An 18,998-nucleotide genomic window follows, 5' to 3' on the forward strand; every position below is an offset into this window, starting at 1 on the left:
AATCGCCTCTGAACCTGATTTAACTTTGAAGATGCAGGGAGAACCCGCTTTTTTCAAGCCCGGAAGCTCCGGGGAGGTGCCCCGGAGCCGTTCCAGACCCTCAGCGCCGATGGACCACCTGGTCAATCAGACCGTATTCCCGCGCCTGCTCCGCGGACATGAAATTGTCGCGGTCGGTGTCACGCTCCAGCACTTCCAGCGGCTGGCCGGTGTGTTTGGCCAGCAACTCATTGAGCTGGGCCTTGATCTTGAGAATCTCCTTGGCATGGATCTCAATATCGGAAGCCTGGCCCTGGAAACCGCCCAGCGGCTGGTGAATCATCACCCGGGAATGCGGCAATGCCAGGCGTTTACCTTCGGCGCCGGCCGCAAGCAGGAAAGCGCCCATGCTGGCCGCCTGGCCCACGCACATGGTGGATACCTCCGGCTTGATGAATTGCATGGTGTCGTAAATGGACATCCCCGCGGTTACCGAACCACCGGGGCTGTTGATATACAGATGAATATCCTTGTCCGGGTTCTCGGACTCAAGAAACAACATCTGCGCCACGATCAGGTTGGCCATGTAGTCTTCCACCTGGCCAATCAGGAAGATCACCCGCTCCTTGAGCAGTCGGGAGTATATATCGAACTGCCGCTCGCCCCGGGAGGTTTGCTCCACCACAATCGGCACCAGCCCCGTGGCGGTGGGGTCGGCCATCAGCGTTTTCATCTCCGGGGTCAGGGAGGTAATCCGGCTCAGATCGATCATCTAGCGTTTCCTTTGTCTACGGGATCATGGGCAGCGTGCCCGGCTTGATACCGCGGGTGTTGGGGCGGCACCCTCGAATCACAAGGGCCTGCCCGTTTTTTCCGATACTATGACGCCCTTCGGCAGGGCGTCCACAAAGGCGGTGCCAGAAGTGGGTTAACTGCGCAAAACTTGGTCAATACGGTTACTTTCACAGCAAAACGGGGCCAAAAGGCCCCGCTCTTCGTAGGTCTATTCGGCTCAGGCCGTCTCGTCGGCCTGCTCCGGCTGGCGGGGTTTCACCGCCTCCTGGTAGGACATGGTCTTCTCCTCGACCTTGGCCCCTTCCAGGACCAGATCCACCACCTGATCCTCCAGCACCGCGCCCTCGATCTGCTGCAGTTGCTGCGGGTTGTTGTAGATCCAGTTGATCAGTTCCTGCGGCTGCTCGTACTGAGCGGCGATGTCTTCGACCCGGGCCTTGACGCGATCAGCATCCGGTTTCAGGTCATTCTTCTCGAGGATGGCGCGCACCACCAGACCCAGACGAACGGAACGCTCGGCCTGGTCACGGAACAGCTCTTCGGGAAGCATGGAGGCATCAAACTGCTGACCGCCACCGAACTGCTGCACCATCTGCTGGCGCATGCGATCGATTTCCTGCTTGATCAGCGCCGCCGGCAGATCGAACTCGTGCAGTTTGGCCAGGCCGTCCATGGTTTGCTCTTTGACCTTGCCGGATACCGCGTTCTTCAGTTCGCGTTCCATGTTGTTGCGAACTTCGGTCTTGAAGGTCTCCAGATCACCATCCTCAACGCCAAATGCCTTCATGAACTCGGCGTCCACTTCCGGCAGAGCCTTGGCTTCCACTTTGTTGACCTTGATCTGGAACACCACCGCCTGACCTTTCAATTCCTCGGAGTGGTACTCCTCCGGGAAGGTCACGTCGATGTCTTTCTCTTCACCGGCTTTCATGCCGACGATGCCGTCCTCGAAGCCCGGAATCATGCTGCCGGAGCCCAGCTCCAGGTTCTGCCCTTCGGCGCTGCCGCCTTCAAAAGCCTCGCCGTCTTTCAGGCCTTTATAATCGATATTGACGCGATCGCCCTGCTCGGCGGCACGGTCCACTTCAGCGAAGTCGGAGCGCTGGGAACGCAGCGTCTCGATCATTTCGTCAACGTCGGCGTCGGTGATTTCCGCTACCGGTTTCTCCACCTCGATGGTGGACAGGTCAGCCAGTTCCACTTCCGGAAACACCTCGAAAGTGGCCACGAATTCCAGGTCCTGGCCGCCCTCATTACGGGTGGCTTCGAAACCCGGCAGACCGGCGGGTTGCAGGTTTTCCTTCTCAACCGCTTCCAGGAAGGACTCGCGCATCACATCGGCCAGTACTTCGTTACGCACGGCGGCGCCGAAACGGCGCTTTACCTCACGCAACGGCACTTTGCCAGGGCGGAAACCGTCCAGACGGATGTTTTTCTGCGCTTCGCGCAGCTTGTTTTCCACCGCCTGATCCACTTTATCCGCGGGAACACCGACGGTCATGCGTCGTTCCAGACCTGAAGTCGTTTCTACAGAAACCTGCATAACATCCTCTATTTAAAAGACTTTTCAAATCCCGCGGTCCCCGGTGTACGGATGGACCCCGTATGAAGGGCGCAAATTATAATCAATGGCAGCCGCCCTGCCTACGCCCACGAGACGCCAGATGCTCACTGGGTCGGACGCCGGCGTCCAGCGTCTGGCTTCCAGCGCCCTAATAAAAAAGCCCCCGGGTTTTCACCCGGAGGCTCCATGTTTGGGGTGACTGATGGGATTTGAACCCACGACCACCGGAGTCACAATCCGGGGCTCTACCAACTGAGCTACAGTCACCATAAATCGCTTGAGCCGCCAGCGATGGCACGCCTGGCAGGGCTCGAACCTGCAACCGACGGCTTAGAAGGCCGTTGCTCTATCCAATTGAGCTACAGGCGCTTAACTACCTCTCAACCTTCGCTGAGTTGGTCGGGGTGGAGGGATTCGAACCCCCGACATCCTGCTCCCAAAGCAGGCGCGCTACCAGGCTGCGCTACACCCCGCCGAGCAGGTCGAGCGAGGCGGCATAATACTCGCCGCCCCCAGGAGCGTCAACGCCGCGAACCCGCTATCTGACCTGTTCGCTGGAATTATAAACAACCGGGGAAGAAAAGTGCGGTGACTCTGTTTTTGTGGCCGCCGTCCATGGCGGCCATCCTCCGGACCGTCACTGCCGCGACGTCAAAAATCGCTCCCGGCGATTTTTTGTGGCCGCCGTCCATGGCGGCCATCCTTCGGACCATCACTGCCGCGACATCAAAAATCGCTCCCGGCGATTTTTTGCTCCAACCCGCCGACCGTGCGAGAATCGCCGCGCGATTCCCACCGCTTTCCTTTTATATGTTCCAAGGACCAAGAGAGACCCATGAGCGCGCAGATTCTGGACGGCAAGGCCCTGGCTCAACGCTTCGAGCAAGAGATGTCACAACGGGTGGAAGCCCTGAAAGCCGCTTCCGGCGGCCGCACGCCGATTCTCGCCACCATTCTGGTGGGCACCGATCCGGCCTCCGCCACTTATGTAAAGATGAAGGGCAATGCCTGCCGCCGCGTCGGCATGGATTCCCAGGCCATCGAGTTGCCCCAGGACACCACCACCGAGCAGCTGCTGCAGCGTATCGAGGAGCTCAATGCCAATCCGGACGTGCATGGCATTCTGCTGCAGCACCCGGTGCCGGAACAGATCGACGAGCGCTTGTGCTTTGACGCCATCGCCCTGGGCAAGGACGTGGACGGCGTTACCTGTCTCGGCTTTGGCCGCATGGCCATGGGCGAACACGCTTATGGCTGCGCCACGCCCAAGGGCATCATGCGCTTGCTGGAGCACTACCAGGTGCCGCTGGAGGGCCAACACGCCGTGGTCGTGGGCCGCAGCGCCATTCTTGGCAAACCGATGGCAATGATGCTGCTGGGTGCCAACGCCACCGTCACCATTTGCCACAGCCGGACCCGCAATCTGCCGGAGCTGGTGAAACAGGCCGACATCGTGGTCGGCGCGGTGGGCAAGCCGGAATTCATCAAGGCCGATTGGATCAAGGACGGCGCCGTGGTGGTCGACGCAGGTTACCATCCGCAGAAGTGCGGCGACATCGAGCTGGCACCGCTGGTGGAGCGCGTCGCCGCTTATACGCCGGTGCCCGGTGGCGTCGGCCCGATGACCATCAACACCCTGATCTTCCAGACCCTGGAAGCAGCGGAAAAAGCACTCAAAGGGTAACTCCGAAGGTCTGGCGCCAGCCCCTGACGCCAGACCTCCTCCCTACTCCGGCAACACCTGCACGCTGGCGGTCATACCGGCACTGAGCAGCAGCGTGTCCGGGATCTCGTCAAACTCCACCCGTACCGGAATCCGCTGCGCCAGCCTTACCCATTCGAAGGTCGGCGCCACGGAAGGCAGTCCCTTGTCCGCCGTCACCGCGTTGCTGTTGGCGATACCGCGACCAATGCCGGTGACCTTGCCGGTCAGCGCTTTGCCGGCGCCCAGCAAATGAATACGAGCCGCATCCCCCACCTTGATCTGATGCACCTGGGTTTCCTTAAGATAGGCCTCGACCCAGAACGACTGGTCATCCACCAGTGTCACCACCGGCTGCCCGGTCTGGGCGTAATCGCCGGTATGCGCCAGCAAATGAGTGACAAAGCCGGCCACCGGAGCCTTCACTTCACTGCGAGCCAGATCCAGTTCCGCCCGTGCCAGGGCCGCTTCCGCCGCTTGCAGATCGGCCCGCGCCAAAGCCGCCTTGTTATCCGCTTCCTCCCGCTCCTCCTGGGAAATGGCTCGCCCGAGGCTGCGACGGCGGCTGGCTTCCCGGGACAGCAGATTCAGTTCCTGGCGCCGGTGCGCCACCTCGGCCCTGGCCTGATCCAGCGCCAGTTGATAACGGCGCGGGTCCACCAACAGAAGGGTTTCGCCCTCCTCCACGTACTGATTATCCACCACCTTCAGGGATTGGATCGCTCCGGACACGTCCGGGGCCACGCTCACCACCACCGCGCGCACCCGGGCATCCCGGGTCCAAACATCCTCGAAATAGTGGCGCCACAGATACCACACCGCCACCGCCGCGGCCGCCACCAGCAACGCGGTGAACAGATAAGCGCGCCAGCGGCCGCCTTCCTTATTATTAGCCATGCATACTCCCCAGCGACAGCCACGCCCCCATCACCAGGGCGAGCACGATCAAGAACACACAGAATCCGGCCAGGGCCGGATGCCATAGGTGCCGGTAGCCATCAAAACGACTGATCAGACCGTGCACCAGCAGAAACAACAGCAGGGCCAACAGCACCTGCGGCACCAAGGGCGGCAGCAACACGCCGCCCAGCTCAATCTCATACAGCATGTGCTATCTCCAGCCCCCGCCAGCGGCCGGCTCCGGATCCGGCCAGGAAGAAGCCGCCATAATTTCCGATCATATTGATCTGCATACGCAGACGCACCACCGCCCGCACCAGCCGGCGGCGCTCACCCTCGCCTTCCGCTTTGTTATAGGCTTGCTGACACTGCCGCAGTGCGCGCTCGGTGTCCGCCGATAATTGCCGCCAACGGGCCTCGTCACCGTCTCTCAATACTCTCTGAGTGTCCCGGATAAGCCGCGTCAGGGTGAACCGGATCGGATCAGGCACGCCACGCCGACACAAGGCGTCGAGAAACAGTAACCCCAGCCCCAGCGTCACCGCCGCCATGGCGCCATGCAACAGTTCCCCGTCCTTTGCACTCTCCGGACTCAGTCGCGGCAAGGTTCGGGCAATGCGGTCATACAGCACGGTTTCCATTTCGTGACGGGGGCGGCGGCGGGACATGGGCCAGCGCCCGAGGGTGCGGCACAGATCCCGGCATAAACGGGTACGGGCGGTGGCAGCATCATCGCCGGGCCAGATCAGTAGAAATGCCAGCACTGGCAATAACAATCCCATCGCCAGCCCGAGCACGTTATTGAACAGCGGCAGAGCCGAGAAGTCCTGTTGCGGCCCGAGATCCAGCAGGATCGGGAAAAAGATCACGGTGGCGGTCCCCATGGCCATGCTCGGCAACTGCGTCATCGCCAGGCCGGCCAGCAGATACACCGGCGCCAGCCACAGTACCAGAGCGGCGAAGCCTTCCGTGCCCGGCAGCAGAACCAGACGATAGAGCGTGGCCAATACCACCGCCAGGGACGCCCCCTTGAGAAACCCGGACACCGCCTTGAGCGGATCATCCCGGGTGGAGAACAACGCGCACACCACCCCGGTCTGGATCACCATCAAAGTGCCTTGATCCGATGGCGCGGCGCTCCAGAACCAAAGGCTCAGGGCCGCGGCAATGGCAATCGCGGTACGCCCGGCGCTGCGCAACGCCTGCCCATGATCCAGGTGCAATCGTGACGTGCCGGACCGCCACGACTGTGTCAGGGCCTGGTCGCTCAGCATGGCGTACAGCACGACACTGGAGCGCAGGCGATCGCACAGTTCGCCACAGTGTTCCAGTGCCAGTTGCAAGGCATGGAAACGTTGTTCGTTGTCGCCCACCGTCTCCTTGCGCAGACCGCGGGCCAGATCCCGGGCCTGATCGTGGAGTCCGGAGAGACACACCCGCAGGCTCTCCGGATCCAGTTCGCCATCCAACTCGGACATGCCGCGCAGCAATTCGTCGAGACGGTCCTGCTGATGCACCGAGGCATACCGATTGACGTAGGCTCCCAACGGACCCACCGAGGAAATCAGTGCCAGCATTTCGTGACCGAGGCGGCGGCACAGCCCGGCCCGCCGCCGCAACTGCTGGGAGTCGAACAGAGCATTCTCGCGCAGGGCTTCCAGCGCCATGCCGCTGGCGATCAATTCGCGCCGGCGCTGCTGCAGGGTGCGATTGTCCGCTCGACCGCCGGCGGTGTCCGCCACCAGTGCGATCAAATCCCGCAGTTGCTGCCGACAACGGTGCAGGTAGGCGGTGGCGGCGGAACGGGGCCAAACCAGCACACTGGCGGCGGAAGCACAGAGGATGCCCAGGCCGATCTCGGTGACCCGGGCCACCGCCACGGTGAACATCTGATCCGGCTGCGACAGGGCCGGCAAACCGATGATCAACGCGGTGTAACCGGAAAGCACGAAGGCATAGGAGCGGAAGTTGCGCAGCAGATTGGCCAGGTAGGTACACAGGGCCAGCCAGGCACCAATGGCGATAAAGAACAGCAGTGGCTGCTGCGCGAACCCGCCCACCAGCAACAGTGCCATCACCGCGCCCAACACCGTGCCCACCAGTCGTGACAGCCCCTTGGCGATCACCATACCGCCCAGCGGCTGAGCCACGATGTACACCGTCATCAGCGCCCACTGGGGCTGATCCAGCCCCAACAACAGCGCCAGATACAGTGCCAGCATGCCAGCGGCAAAGGTCCGCAGGGCGAATTGCCACTCCTTGCGCCCGGATTCGCGTATGAACGCCGGCACCGCCAAGATCATTCGCGCTTCCTCTTTCCCTGTCCTCGTTGCGGCAGTATACAACGAGGCGACGCTGGCGCTTCTACGAAGCGAAACCAACGCTAAACACTTTTACAACCCTTGTCACATCACAATGGCACACTCTCTTATAGCCCCCGCTTCCGGAGGCGCGAACCAAGGAGAGATACCATGGCAGGAAAGTTTGAACTGGATAAAGCGAGCAACGGACAATTCATCTTCCGACTGAAAGCCGCCAACGGTCAGGTCATTCTCGGCAGCGAGCAATACACCACCAAGGAAGCCTGCAAGAACGGCATCGAATCGGTGCAGACCAATGCCGCCAAGGACGAGCGTTATCAACGCAAGGAAGCCAAGGATGGCCGGCACTACTTCAATCTGCTGGCCGGTAATCATCAGGTCATCGGCACCAGCCAGATGTACAAGGACACCGGTGGCATGGAAAACGGTATCGACTCGGTGAAGACCAACGCACCGGGCGCCGCCGTGGACGATCTCACCGACTGAAGTAAAGGGGCGGCGGTCGCCGCCCCTTTATACACCCAGCGCCGTGGCCCGATTCAGGCCTCGCGAGGCCAGGATTCGCGCAACCCCACGGTGCGATTGAAGATCAGACCATTCTCATCGCTGTCCGTGTCCACGCAGAAGTACCCTTCCCGCTCGAACTGGTAACGGGTTTCCGGCAATACCCCTTTCAGGCCAGGCTCCACCACGCAGTGGTCCAGCACCTGCAAGGACGCTTCATTGATGTGATCAAGAAAGTCCTCGCCCTCACCCACCCGGGTCGGCATCGGCACCTTGAACAGACGGTCGTATAAGCGCACCTGGCATGGCAACCCGAGAGGGGCGCTTACCCAGTGGATCACGCCACGCAGTTTGCCCTGCCCTTCATCATTCTCCGGGTTCTTGCCGAGCGTGTCCGGATCATAGCTGCAGTGGACCTCGACGATCTCCCCGGCATCGTCACGCACCACCTCCTCGGCACGCACCACATAGCCGTAGCGCAACCGCACCCGATCCCCGAGCACCAAACGCTTGTACTTCTTGTTGGCTTCCTCGCGAAAGTCCTCACGGTCGATATAAACCTCGCGGGTCAGCGGCATTTGCCGGGTACCCATGGTTTCGTTCTGCGGGTGCACCGGCGCCTGCAGCCACTCGGTCTTGTCCTCAGGCCAGTTGCGGATCACCAGCTTGAGCGGGTTAAGCACACAGAAGGCCCGGGGCGCATGCTGATTGAGGTCGTCGCGCACCGAGTCTTCCAGAATCGACATGTCGATCACCGAGTCCGCGCGGCTGACTCCCAAATTCTCGCAGAACCCGCGAATCGATGCCGGCGTGAAACCACGGCGGCGCAGACCGCTGAGCGTGGGCATGCGCGGATCATCCCACCCGGCCACGTGGCCTTCATCCACCAGTTGTTTGAGGCGACGCTTGCTGGTCACGGTGTAATTGAGGTTGAGCCGGGCGAATTCGTATTGCCGGGGCTGAGCCGGCACCTCAACGTGTTCCACCAGCCAGTCATACAGGGGACGGTGATCCTCGAACTCCAAGGTACAAAGGCTGTGCGTGATTCCCTCGATGGCGTCCGACAGCGGATGGGTAAAGTCGTACATCGGGTAGATGACCCACTTGTCACCGGTCTGGTGATGCGCTTTTTTGCGCACCCGGTACAGGATCGGGTCACGCAGATTGATGTTGGCGCTGGCCATGTCGATCTTGGCCCGCAACACCGCCTCGCCTTCTTCGAAGCCGCCCTCCTTCATACGTTCGAACAAAGCCCGGTTCTCTTCCACGGACCGCTCCCGGTGCGGGCTGTTCTGGCCCGGCCGGTTGTAGTTGCCGCGCATTTCCGCGATTTGCTCCGGGCTCTGGGTGTCCACATAGGCCAGGCCCTTGTCGATCAATTGCAGCGCATATTGATACAGTTGATCAAAATAGCCGCTGGCGAAACGCACCGGTCCGGCCCACTGAAACCCGAGCCATTCCACGTCCCGCTGGATGGAGACGATGTACTCCTCCTCTTCCTTCTCCGGATTGGTGTCGTCGAAGCGCAGATGGCAAGCGCCACCATAGCTTTCGGCGATACCGAAATTCAGGCAGATGGACTTGGCGTGGCCAATATGCAGGTAGCCATTGGGTTCCGGCGGGAACCGGGTGACCACCCGGCCGTCGTTTTTACCTTCGGCAAGGTCACGATCGATGATCTGTCTGATAAAATTACTGGGCGCTTTCACGTCACTCATTAAGCCGCCTGCGGCTGAAATACGGGGGGCATTAGTGTACAGTGCGCCCCTTTACAGTCAAAGACTCAGGAGCCGGTCGAAGCGCCCCCAGACGCGCCAGACCTTCCGGCTCCCACCAAGGAGAACTCCATGAAAGTGGTGCTGACGACCACCTACGGCAAAATCACTCTGCAATTGGATAGCGAACGTGCGCCGAAAACCACGGAAAATTTCCTGTCTTACGTGCGGGAAGGCTTCTATGACGGCACCATTTTCCATCGCGTCATCGGCAACTTCATGATCCAGGGCGGCGGTTTCACCGCGCAAATGGAACAAAAACCGACCCAGGCGGCGATCGAGAACGAAGCCGCCAATGGCCTCTCCAACGAAATCGGCACCATCGCCATGGCGCGCACCTCCGACCCGCACTCCGCCACCGCTCAGTTTTTCATCAATGTGGCGGACAACCACTTTCTGGACCAGGCCCGCTCCCCGGACGGCTGGGGCTACGCCGTATTCGGCAAGGTAGTGGAAGGCATGGAAACCGTGGAAAAGATCAAGGAAGTGCCCACTGGCCGCAGCGGTTTCCATCAGGACGTGCCGCAGGATCCGGTGCTGATTGAATCCGCCCAGATCATCGAGGACTGATCCATGCGCCTGCTGATCGCTCTGTCCGCCCTGCTGATAAGCTCCCTGACCTGGGCCGCCAACCCTCAGGTGCGCCTGCAGACCTCCATGGGTAACATCACCATCGAGCTGTTCCCGGAACAGGCGCCCGAAACGGTGGAGAACATTCTGCGCTATGTGGACGAGGGCTTCTACGACGGCACCGTGTTTCACCGCGTGGTACCGGGATTCGTGATCCAGGGCGGCGGTTTTGACCGCGATCTGCAGCAGAAGAAAACCCACGCTCCGATCAAGAATGAAGCCGACAACGGTCTGAAGAATGAGCGCGGCACCCTGTCCATGGCCCGCACCTCAAACCCCGATTCCGGCACCTCCCAGTTCTTCGTCAACCTGAAGGACAACGCCATGCTCGATCACACCGCTCCGACCCCGCGCGGCTGGGGTTACGCGGTGTTCGGCAAGGTGGTGGACGGCATGGACACAGTGGACCGGATCGCCAAGGTGCGCACCGGCGTCGGCCGTCTCAACGGCGCCCACAGCGTCCGCGACGTGCCCAGCACGCCGGTGATCATCGAGCGGGCGGTACGCCTGGATGAAGACGGCCAGGCCGACTGAGTATCATGAGCTATACGCTGTTTATCTCCGATCTGCATCTGGATCCGGCGCGGCCGGAACATCTGGCCGCCTTGGAACGCTTGCTGGAGGAGCACGCCGGCAAGACCGACGCTCTGTATGTGCTCGGTGATCTGTTCGAGGCCTGGATCGGCGACGACGACGATGCCCCCTTCAACCGCCAGGCCATCGACGCCTTCCGTCGCTTCAGTGACGCCGGCAGCGCCCTCTATTTCATGCACGGTAATCGCGATTTCCTGCTCGGCGAACAATTCGCCGCCCAGTGTGGTGGCCAGTTGCTGGATGAAGGCACCGTGGTGGATTTGTACGGAACCCGCGCTCTGCTCATGCACGGCGACAGCCTGTGTACCCTGGATACCGCCTATCAGCAGTTCCGCGCGCTGGCTCGCAATCCGCAATGGCAGCAGGCAATGCTGGCGAAGCCTCTGGAAGAACGCCGCGCCATCGCCCAGGGCATGCGCATGCAGAGCCAGGGCAACAACGCCAACAAAGCCGAGAACATCATGGACGTGACCCCGGAGGAAGTGGTCCGGGTAATGAATGAGGCCGGCGTCAAACACCTGATCCATGGCCACACCCACCGCCCCGCGGTCCATGAGGTTCCCCTCTCCGGCGGCACCGGCACCCGTTGGGTACTCGGCGACTGGGGCGATCTGAGCTGGTGGATCATTGCCGATGATCAGGGATTGCGGCTGGAAAGCAAGGAAATTAGTGAATAGTTAACAGTGAATAATGAATAATTCGCGGGAACACGCGGAGGTAATTTCAAGCCGCCGTGCCCGCGCTTTTCGCTGTTAACTATTAACCATTCACTGTTAACTGCTCCTCGGTGTGCCGGAATGAAAGCGAAAGACCTCGTCCGGCTCCTCGATTAACGCCCTTTCCTTCTCCTTAAAGAACGCCACCCGGTCCTCGATGTCCGTATCGCTGTAGCGCCGGGCGAGGTCGAGGTAATCCTCGAAATGACGGGATTCGCTTTTCAGCAGGTAGCGATAGTAGCGGCCCAGCTCCTCGTCCACATGGGGGGCCAGCGCGGCGAAACGCTCGCAGGAGCGGGCCTCGATCAGGGCGCCGATGATCAGGGTGTCCACCAGCCGCCCGGGCTCACTGGTGCGCACATGGCGGCGCAGCCCCTGAGCGTAGCGTGACGGCGACAGATGGTCATAACGCACGCCGCGCTCGCGCATCATTTTCACCACCTGTTCAAAATGCAGTAGTTCTTCCCTGGCCAGTTGACTCAAGGCATCCAGCAATTCTGGCCGGTCCACATAGCGGAACATCAGGTTGAGCGCCGTGGAAGCCGCCTTTTTCTCACAGTGAGCGTGGTCGATCATCAACAGATCGGGGTTTTCCAGCGCCCAGTCGATCCAGGCCCGGGGCGTGGCACACGGCAAAAAGGCTTGCAGGGCGGATATGTCGGTCATGGCGTCCTCGTTTGGTCCGGCGGCGATTATAGCGGCACGCCGGCACCATCGTCTCCATGGCCGACGGCCATTCCCTCTGGCGTCCCGCGCCCAGCGCCGTATACTTGCCCGCCATGGGACGTCGAACCAATCCACGCATACAAAAACTGAAAGGGAGTCTGGTGGTGGCCGGATTGCGCCTGCTTGGCCTGCTGCCCTTCAGACTGAACCGGGCGCTTGCCACCGCCGTGGGCCGCCTGCTCGCCGCCCTGCCCAGCGAGGCCCGGCGCGTCACCCGCATCAATTTATCACTGTGTCTGCCTAACCAGCCGAACCCGGATCAACTGGTCAGGGACTCCCTGGTGGAAACGGTGAAGAACACGTTTGAGATCGCCCTGTTCTGGCGCCGCCCGGAGGAAGGCCTGGACCGGGTGGTGTCGGTGGATGGCGACGGCCCGCTGCGTGAAGCGGTGGACGCCGGTCAGCCGGTATTGATCCTGGCACCGCACATCGGCTGCTGGGAGGTGCTGAATTTCTGGCTGGCACGGGATTTCCCGCTACATGTGATGTTCGCTCCTTCCGGCATGGCCGAGGTGGACGATCTGATCAAGCGGGGCCGTGAGCATTTCGGCTCCACCATGTACCCGGCCAGCGCCCGTGGCGTCGCCGGTCTGGTGCGGGCCATGCGCAAGGGAGCAATGACCGCGATTCTGCCGGATCAGGTGGCGGACCGCCGTAGCGGCCGATTCGCTCCGTTTTTCGGCCAGCCCGCCTACACCGGCACGCTCAGTTGCAAGCTGGTGCAACAGACCGGTGCCCGGGTGTTCATGGCCTGGGCCCGCCGTCTGCCCGGCGCCGGCGGCTTCGAGATCCGCGTGCGCCCGGCCCACCAGGACATTCACGACAGCGATCTGGATCACGCGCTGAAGGCCATGAACCAGTCCATCGAAGCGCTGATTCTGGAGGAACCATCCCAGTATCTGTGGAGCTACAAGCGCTTTCGCCGCCAACCTCCCGGTGGCACTCTGCCGTACTAGGGCCGGTTCACACTACTTGCGCCCCGCCTCCAACGCCGCTGCCGATGCGGCCCGCCGCAGGCCACGGGCCAGATCGGCATCGTCGGTGGCGCGGGACAGTACCAGGGCACCCACCAAGGTCGACAGCACCGCCATGGCCCGTTCCTCGCGCTGCTCCTCGTCATCGCCGTCGCACAACTCGGCCACGAAGCCCAGGAAGGTCCTCAGGTTATCGGTGAACGCCTCTTTCAATGCCTCCGGCTGGCGGGCCGTGTCCACCGCCAGCGCCGCCAGAGCGCACCCATCTTCCGGGTGTTGTTGGTGATAGCGCGACAGATAACCGCCGATAAGATTCTGCAAAGCCTGTTGCCGGGGTTGCTCCGCCAACGGACGCCAGCGCTCCAGGTTGTGCTGCTGGGCCCGGCTCAAAGCCCGCACCGCCAGATCCAGCTTTGACTCGAACTGCCCGTAGAATCCGCCCCGGGTCAGCCCCGCGGCCTGCATCAGATCGTTCAGGCCCACACCGTCAAATCCTCTCTCTCGAAACAATCGCCCCGCCGTTTCAATAACCCGCTCACGGTTCTCTTCGGCCTGAGCCCGGGTGACCCTCATGATTCATCCTCCTTGCCAAGGAGCGGCAATCGCTCCGGCCATCAGTCTGAAAGTGCTTGACGAATTTTAAATGATGGGCGACATTTAATCAAACATGTCACCCATCATTTAACCGGCTCGCCAATCCGAGCCCTTTTCAAGGAGGCCCCATGCCCTCTCCACAACAGTCGAAGTCCATACCGCCCGCCCTCATCAACGCCTTCGCGGTGCCGGAGCGTCCGCCCTTGATGCCCCAGGAACAGGAACGGCTAGACAGCGCCGAGAAAAACACTCACTCCACCGCCATGGGTACCCTGGTGAGCTGGACCTTCGGCGTCGGCCCCCGGGTGGTTCTGGTCCACGGATGGAGCAGCCGCGCCGCGCACATGCTGGGTTTCGTCGATCCGCTGCTCGCCGCCGGATACAGTGTCACGCTGTTCGACGGCCCGGCCCACGGCGAAGCCACTGGCGAACGGGCCAGCGTGGTGCACATGGGGGAAGCACTGCTGGCCCTGACCCGGGAATGGGCACCCGTGCATGGCGTACTCGCCCATTCAGTAGGCTCCGCCGCCGCCCTGTGGGCGTTTCATCGTGGTCTGAGCGTTCACGCCAGTGTCCATCTGGGCGGCCCGGTCTCGTTGTCGGCAATGGTGCGACAGCTGGCCATTGGTGTGGGGCTGGACCGGGCGAGCACCGCCGCTTTCGAGAAATGGGTGGAGGACTTCATCGGTCATCCGCTGGCGGCGTTGGACCTTGACGTCTTGAAGGATGGCCTGCGTCACCCCGGATTGATCGTGCATGACCCGGAAGATGACACCGTGCCATTCAGCGCCGCCGACACCCTTCATCGAAACTGGCCGCAATCCGAGCTGATCCGCGCCGGCGGGCTGGGGCATCGGCGGCTGCTACGGGATCCAGCGGTGATCGGGCTTTGTAGCGACTTCATTGCTGCCGCCGGCGCCCAGGAAATGACGCGGGCAAACGTGGGAGGCGAGGCGTGACCGGCCCGATGCCCGAGCGTGGCGAAGCCTCCGTTCCATCCCTGGAAACGGCTCGAGAATTCAGCGGTAACCTGTTGATATTACTGGCTGGCCTCGCGGCCATTGGTACCCTTTCCACCAATATTATTTTGCCTTCGTTCGCGTCCATGGCCAGCGACATCGGTGTGCCGGCGCGGGAGCTTGGGTTGTTGTTGTCGAGTTTTTTCGCCGCCTTCGCCGCCGGCCAGCTGTTGGTGGGCCCGTTATCCGATCGGTATGGCCGCCGGCCTCTGGTGGTATTGGGGCTGCTGGTATTCATCGCCGGCAGTCTCTGGTGCAGCCGTGCCGACAACATGAATGAACTGATACTGGGCCGGGTGATTCAGGCGCTCGGAGTATGCGCCGCTTCGGTTCTGTCCCGGGCCATTGCCCGTGATCTGTTTGACGGGGAGGTTCTGGCCCGGGCTCTGGCGTTGACCATGGTGGCGATGGCAGCGGCTCCAGGATTCTCGCCTTTGCTGGGCGGGGCTCTGGAGCAGGCGCTGGGCTGGCGTGCCAACTTTCTGGTTGTGGCCGTGCTTGGCGCCATCCTGATTCCTCTTTATTTGTCAGGGGCGGGTGAAACGCTGCCGCCATCCCGCCGCGGCCACAAGGCGCTGGCCTCCGCCGCGCCGGGTTACCTGCGCCTGCTGCTTGACCAGCGGTTTCTACTGCCAGCCCTGGCGGTGAGCCTGGTGATCGGGGGGCTGTACGGTTTCTTTGCCGCGGCGCCGGCGATTCTGATGGGCCGTCTCGGGCTCAGTGCTTTGCAATTGGGCGGGTTCTTCGCCGCCACGGTCTTCGTGGTGTTTGCCGCCGGCTTGCTGGCCCCGCGCTTCGCTCGGCGGTTCGGCGTCGTCAAGGTGGGGCTGGCGGGCATTCTCGTTGCCCTGATCAGCGGCCTTAGCCTGTTGCCCGCCATCGCCGATGGGTTGATCCCGTTTTCCCTGGCGATCACCCTCTTTCTGTTCGGCATGGGACTGATCAATCCGCTGGGCACGGCCCTCACGCTGCATCCCTTTCCCGACAGAGCCGGGCTGGCTTCGGCGCTGCTCGGTTGTCTGCAAATGAGTTGCGCGGCGGCGATGACGGCGCTCGCCTCGGCATTACCGCTGCCGCCGGTAACGGCCTTGGGAACGATTCTGGCCACGACCTCGGCGCTGGCTATGGCCGCTTTTCTGCTGTACCGGAATCGAGGCGCCGCCAGTTAACGCGGGAGACGCTACGCCTGCATTCGGATTCGCCGCCCAGGCAGATCCCACAAGGGGGCTACGGAGCGCCGCTTTGGGAAGCCGCCTGGGCGGCGAATCGGTTTTTGACTTTAGTCCAGCGTCCGGGCTGCGCTTCCAGTGATTACGAACATTCATGTCATGAATGGCCACAGACCCCGTTTGGCTTAACAGATGATGGGGTTTCCGCTATACTCCGCGCGCAATTCCGACCCCCAGAGACACCCTAACCAGCTGATTTTCAAAAGAAATCAGCCAAGACGAAACGAGGGATACGCTGTGCTAGACGCCTATCGCAAACATGTCGAAGAGCGCGCCGCCGAAGGTGTGCCGCCCAAGCCGCTGAACGAGCAGCAAGTTGCCGAACTGGTTGAACTGCTGAAAAACCCGCCGGCCGGCGAAGAGGAGTTCATTCAGGATCTGTTCGTCAACCGCGTTCCGCCGGGCGTGGACCAGGCCGCTTACGTCAAGGCCGCGTTCCTGACCGCGATCATCAAAGGCGAAGCCAGTTCTCCCCTGATCGACCGCAAACGCGCCGTTCAACTGCTGGGCACCATGCAGGGCGGCTACAACGTCGCCACCCTGGTGGAAGCACTGGATGATGCCGAACTGGCGGAAATCGCCGCCGACGAGCTCAAGCACACCCTGCTGGTGTTCGATGCCTTCCACGACGTGGAAGACAAAATGAAAGCCGGCAACGCCAAAGCCAAGGAAGTGATCGAGTCCTGGGCCGAAGGCGAGTGGTTCACCAAGCGCCCGGACCTGGCGGAGAAAATGTCTCTGACCGTCTTCAAGGTCACCGGTGAAACCAACACCGACGACCTGTCCCCGGCCCAGGATGCCTGGAGCCGCCCGGACATTCCGCTGCACGGCAACGCCATGTTGAAGAATGCCCGTGAAGGCATCTTCCCGGAAAAAGACGGCGAAATCGGCCCGCTCAAGCAGATGGAAGAACTGAAGGCCAAAGGTCTGCCCGTTGCCTATGTGGGCGACGTTGTTGGTACCGGCTCCTCCCGTAAGTCCGCCACCAACTCCGTGCTGTGGCACTTCGGCGAAGACATTCCGTATGTTCCGAACAAGCGTGCCGGCGGCGTTTGCATCGGCGGCAAGATCGCTCCGATCTTCTTCAACACCATGGAAGATTCCGGCGCCCTGCCGTTCGAATGTGATGTTTCCAAAATGGAAACCGGCGACCAGATCGACGTCTACCCCTTCGAAGGCAAGGTCGAGAAAAACGGCGAAGTGATCGCCGAATTCGAGCTGCGTTCTCAAGTGCTGCTGGACGAAGTGCGCGCCGGCGGCCGGATCAACCTGATCATCGGCCGCGGCCTGACCACCAAGGCTCGTGAAGCCCTGGGGCTGGCTCCGTCCGAACTGTTCCGCAAACCGGAACAGCCCGGCGATTCCAACAAGGGTTACACCCTGGCCCAGAAGATGGTCGGCAAGGCCTGTGGCATGGAAGGCGTTCGCGCCGGCATGTACTGCGAGCCGAAGATGACCACCGTGGGCTCCCAGGACACCACCGGCCCGATGACCCGTGACGAGCTGAAAGACCTGGCCTGTCTGGGCTTCCAGGCGGACCTGGTGATGCAGTCCTTCTGTCATACCGCCGCTTACCCGAAACCGGTGGACGTGGAAACCCAACACACCCTGCCCGACTTCATCATGAACCGTGGCGGTGTTTCCCTGCGCCCGGGCGACGGCATTATCCACTCCTGGCTGAACCGCATGCTGCTGCCCGACACCGTGGGCACCGGCGGCGACTCCCACACCCGCTTCCCGATGGGGATTTCCTTCCCGGCCGGCTCCGGTCTGGTGGCCTTCGCCGCCGCCACCGGCGTCATGCCGCTGGATATGCCGGAATCCGTACTGGTGCGCTTCAAAGGCAAACGCCAGCCGGGCATCACTCTGCGTGACCTGGTCCACGCGATTCCGCTGCAGGCTATCAAGGAAGGTCACCTGACCGTGGAGAAAGCCGGCAAGAAGAACGTGTTCTCCGGCCGCATCCTGGAAATCGAAGGCCTGGAAGATCTCACCGTGGAACAGGCGTTTGAGCTGTCCGACGCTTCCGCCGAGCGCTCCGCCGCGGGTTGTACCATCACCCTGTCCGAGGACAGCGTGACCGAGTACCTGAAGTCCAACATCACCATGCTCAAATGGATGATCGCCAATGGCTACGGCGACGCCCGTACCATTGAACGCCGTATCCAGGGCATGGAAGAGTGGCTGGCCAACCCGAGCCTGATGCGTGCCGACGCCGATGCCGAGTACCACACCGTCATCGAGATCGACATGGATCAGATCAAGGAACCGGTGCTGTGCTGCCCGAACGATCCGGACGACGCCAAGACCCTGTCCGACGTGGCCGGCGCCAAGATCGATGAAGTGTTCATCGGTTCCTGCATGACCAACATCGGTCACTTCCGCGCCGCCGGCAAGCTGCTGCAGAAAGTGGAAAGCGGCACCATGCCGACCCGTCTGTGGATCGCGCCGCCGACCAAGATGGATCAGCGCCAGCTCACCGAAGAGGGTTACTACAACATCTTCGGCAGCGCCGGTGCCCGTACCGAAATGCCCGGCTGCTCCCTGTGCATGGGTAACCAGGCCCGGATCGCGCCGAAGTCCACCGCGGTGTCCACTTCCACCCGTAACTTCCCCAACCGTCTGGGGCAAGGCGCCGACGTCTATCTGGCGTCCGCGGAACTGGCGGCGGTGGCCTCCATTCTGGGCAAACTGCCCTCCGTGGAGGAATACATGCAATACGCCGCGGATATCGATTCCATGTCCGGTGAGATCTACCGCTACATGAACTTCGACCAGATGGAGGAGTATCAGGAAGTAGCGGACAAGGTGAAGATTCCGGTAGCCCAGGCAGGCTGATGGAAGCGCTTCGCTGTTGAAAAAAGCCCGGCCCCGCGCCGGGCTTTTTTATGGCCGCCATACAAACCCGCATCCGCCAAATGGAGCCCTCACCTTCAACCGGGTATGATGATTTTTTTGTGACCTTTTGAACGCTTG

17 protein-coding genes and 3 tRNA genes are annotated in these 18,998 nt (G+C 61.7%); 9 read left to right on the forward strand and 11 right to left on the reverse strand.

Annotated features, from left to right (window positions below):
* Nucleotides 1–100: 100 nt before the first annotated feature.
* The 5 genes from clpP to RYH70_RS10935 form a co-directional block, all read right to left on the reverse strand.
* Nucleotides 101–751 carry an ATP-dependent Clp endopeptidase proteolytic subunit ClpP gene (gene clpP / locus RYH70_RS10915; protein WP_014994726.1) on the reverse strand — a complete coding sequence of 217 codons (651 nt, stop codon included), beginning with the start codon at nucleotides 749–751 and terminating at the stop codon, nucleotides 101–103.
* Between the two features lie 240 nt (nucleotides 752–991).
* Nucleotides 992–2,317 (reverse strand): trigger factor, encoded by a 1,326-nt coding sequence (gene tig / locus RYH70_RS10920; protein ID WP_055099990.1) that lies wholly within the window; start codon nucleotides 2,315–2,317, stop codon nucleotides 992–994.
* 212 nt (nucleotides 2,318–2,529) lie between these two features.
* Nucleotides 2,530–2,605, reverse strand: a tRNA-His gene (locus RYH70_RS10925).
* 25 nt (nucleotides 2,606–2,630) lie between these two features.
* Nucleotides 2,631–2,707, reverse strand: a tRNA-Arg gene (locus RYH70_RS10930).
* A 27-nt stretch (nucleotides 2,708–2,734) separates the two neighbouring features.
* Nucleotides 2,735–2,811 (reverse strand) — tRNA-Pro (locus RYH70_RS10935).
* A 362-nt stretch (nucleotides 2,812–3,173) separates the two neighbouring features.
* On the opposite strand from RYH70_RS10935, the gene folD reads away from it, so the two are divergent.
* Nucleotides 3,174–4,022 carry a bifunctional methylenetetrahydrofolate dehydrogenase/methenyltetrahydrofolate cyclohydrolase FolD gene (gene folD, locus RYH70_RS10940; RefSeq protein WP_022994968.1) on the forward strand — a complete coding sequence of 283 codons (849 nt, stop codon included), beginning with the start codon at nucleotides 3,174–3,176 and terminating at the stop codon, nucleotides 4,020–4,022.
* Nucleotides 4,023–4,064: 42 nt separating this feature from the next.
* Here folD and RYH70_RS10945 read toward each other — a convergent pair whose 3' ends face one another.
* The 3 genes from RYH70_RS10945 to RYH70_RS10955 are packed head-to-tail and all read right to left on the reverse strand — an operon-like array spanning nucleotide 4,065 to nucleotide 7,243.
* On the reverse strand, nucleotides 4,065–4,937 hold the full coding sequence (locus RYH70_RS10945) for an efflux RND transporter periplasmic adaptor subunit (RefSeq protein ID WP_022994967.1): 873 nt from the start codon (nucleotides 4,935–4,937) through the stop codon (nucleotides 4,065–4,067).
* Nucleotides 4,930–5,148 (reverse strand): DUF1656 domain-containing protein, encoded by a 219-nt coding sequence (locus RYH70_RS10950; RefSeq protein ID WP_022994966.1) that lies wholly within the window; start codon nucleotides 5,146–5,148, stop codon nucleotides 4,930–4,932. The genes RYH70_RS10945 and RYH70_RS10950 overlap by 8 nt, the downstream gene beginning before the upstream one ends.
* Nucleotides 5,138–7,243 (reverse strand): FUSC family protein, encoded by a 2,106-nt coding sequence (locus tag RYH70_RS10955; RefSeq protein ID WP_026949247.1) that lies wholly within the window; start codon nucleotides 7,241–7,243, stop codon nucleotides 5,138–5,140. Before RYH70_RS10955 ends, RYH70_RS10950 begins: the two co-directional genes overlap by 11 nt.
* Before the next feature lie 168 nt (nucleotides 7,244–7,411).
* Here RYH70_RS10955 and RYH70_RS10960 point away from each other — a divergent pair, with 168 nt between their 5' ends.
* Nucleotides 7,412–7,747 (forward strand): YegP family protein, encoded by a 336-nt coding sequence (locus tag RYH70_RS10960; protein ID WP_022994964.1) that lies wholly within the window; start codon nucleotides 7,412–7,414, stop codon nucleotides 7,745–7,747.
* A gap of 53 nt (nucleotides 7,748–7,800) precedes the next feature.
* Here RYH70_RS10960 and RYH70_RS10965 read toward each other — a convergent pair whose 3' ends face one another.
* Nucleotides 7,801–9,483, reverse strand: a complete 1,683-nt coding sequence (locus RYH70_RS10965) for a glutamine--tRNA ligase/YqeY domain fusion protein (protein WP_022994963.1) — start codon at nucleotides 9,481–9,483, stop codon at nucleotides 7,801–7,803.
* A gap of 129 nt (nucleotides 9,484–9,612) precedes the next feature.
* On the opposite strand from RYH70_RS10965, the gene RYH70_RS10970 reads away from it, so the two are divergent.
* The 3 genes from RYH70_RS10970 to RYH70_RS10980 are packed head-to-tail and all read left to right on the forward strand — an operon-like array spanning nucleotide 9,613 to nucleotide 11,441.
* Complete coding sequence (locus tag RYH70_RS10970) at nucleotides 9,613–10,110, forward strand: peptidylprolyl isomerase (protein WP_022994962.1); 498 nt, start codon at nucleotides 9,613–9,615, stop codon at nucleotides 10,108–10,110.
* Nucleotides 10,111–10,113: 3 nt separating this feature from the next.
* Complete coding sequence (locus RYH70_RS10975) at nucleotides 10,114–10,704, forward strand: peptidylprolyl isomerase (protein WP_022994961.1); 591 nt, start codon at nucleotides 10,114–10,116, stop codon at nucleotides 10,702–10,704.
* 5 nt (nucleotides 10,705–10,709) lie between these two features.
* Nucleotides 10,710–11,441, forward strand: a complete 732-nt coding sequence (locus RYH70_RS10980) for a UDP-2,3-diacylglucosamine diphosphatase (RefSeq protein ID WP_055099986.1) — start codon at nucleotides 10,710–10,712, stop codon at nucleotides 11,439–11,441.
* 96 nt (nucleotides 11,442–11,537) lie between these two features.
* Here the strand turns inward: RYH70_RS10980 and miaE are convergent, their stop codons facing one another.
* Nucleotides 11,538–12,146 carry a tRNA-(ms[2]io[6]A)-hydroxylase gene (gene miaE, locus RYH70_RS10985; RefSeq protein ID WP_055099985.1) on the reverse strand — a complete coding sequence of 203 codons (609 nt, stop codon included), beginning with the start codon at nucleotides 12,144–12,146 and terminating at the stop codon, nucleotides 11,538–11,540.
* A gap of 113 nt (nucleotides 12,147–12,259) precedes the next feature.
* On the opposite strand from miaE, the gene RYH70_RS10990 reads away from it, so the two are divergent.
* Nucleotides 12,260–13,162 (forward strand): lysophospholipid acyltransferase family protein, encoded by a 903-nt coding sequence (locus RYH70_RS10990; RefSeq protein WP_026949246.1) that lies wholly within the window; start codon nucleotides 12,260–12,262, stop codon nucleotides 13,160–13,162.
* A gap of 12 nt (nucleotides 13,163–13,174) precedes the next feature.
* Here the strand turns inward: RYH70_RS10990 and RYH70_RS10995 are convergent, their stop codons facing one another.
* Nucleotides 13,175–13,753, reverse strand: coding sequence for a TetR/AcrR family transcriptional regulator (locus RYH70_RS10995; RefSeq protein ID WP_317009114.1), 579 nt, complete (start codon nucleotides 13,751–13,753; stop codon nucleotides 13,175–13,177).
* Between the two features lie 149 nt (nucleotides 13,754–13,902).
* Between RYH70_RS10995 and RYH70_RS11000 the strand changes: the two genes are divergently transcribed.
* From RYH70_RS11000 to acnB, 3 genes are all read left to right on the forward strand, one after another.
* Nucleotides 13,903–14,733 carry an alpha/beta hydrolase family protein gene (locus RYH70_RS11000; protein ID WP_022994956.1) on the forward strand — a complete coding sequence of 277 codons (831 nt, stop codon included), beginning with the start codon at nucleotides 13,903–13,905 and terminating at the stop codon, nucleotides 14,731–14,733.
* Complete coding sequence (locus RYH70_RS11005) at nucleotides 14,730–15,962, forward strand: multidrug effflux MFS transporter (RefSeq protein ID WP_208611034.1); 1,233 nt, start codon at nucleotides 14,730–14,732, stop codon at nucleotides 15,960–15,962. Before RYH70_RS11000 ends, RYH70_RS11005 begins: the two co-directional genes overlap by 4 nt.
* Nucleotides 15,963–16,259: 297 nt before the next feature.
* On the forward strand, nucleotides 16,260–18,860 hold the full coding sequence (gene acnB, locus RYH70_RS11010; RefSeq protein ID WP_022994954.1) for a bifunctional aconitate hydratase 2/2-methylisocitrate dehydratase: 2,601 nt from the start codon (nucleotides 16,260–16,262) through the stop codon (nucleotides 18,858–18,860).
* Nucleotides 18,861–18,998: the final 138 nt, after the last annotated feature.

It is taken from the genome of Alloalcanivorax xenomutans, from assembly GCF_032810065.1.
Taxonomy (GTDB): domain Bacteria; phylum Pseudomonadota; class Gammaproteobacteria; order Pseudomonadales; family Alcanivoracaceae; genus Alloalcanivorax; species Alloalcanivorax xenomutans.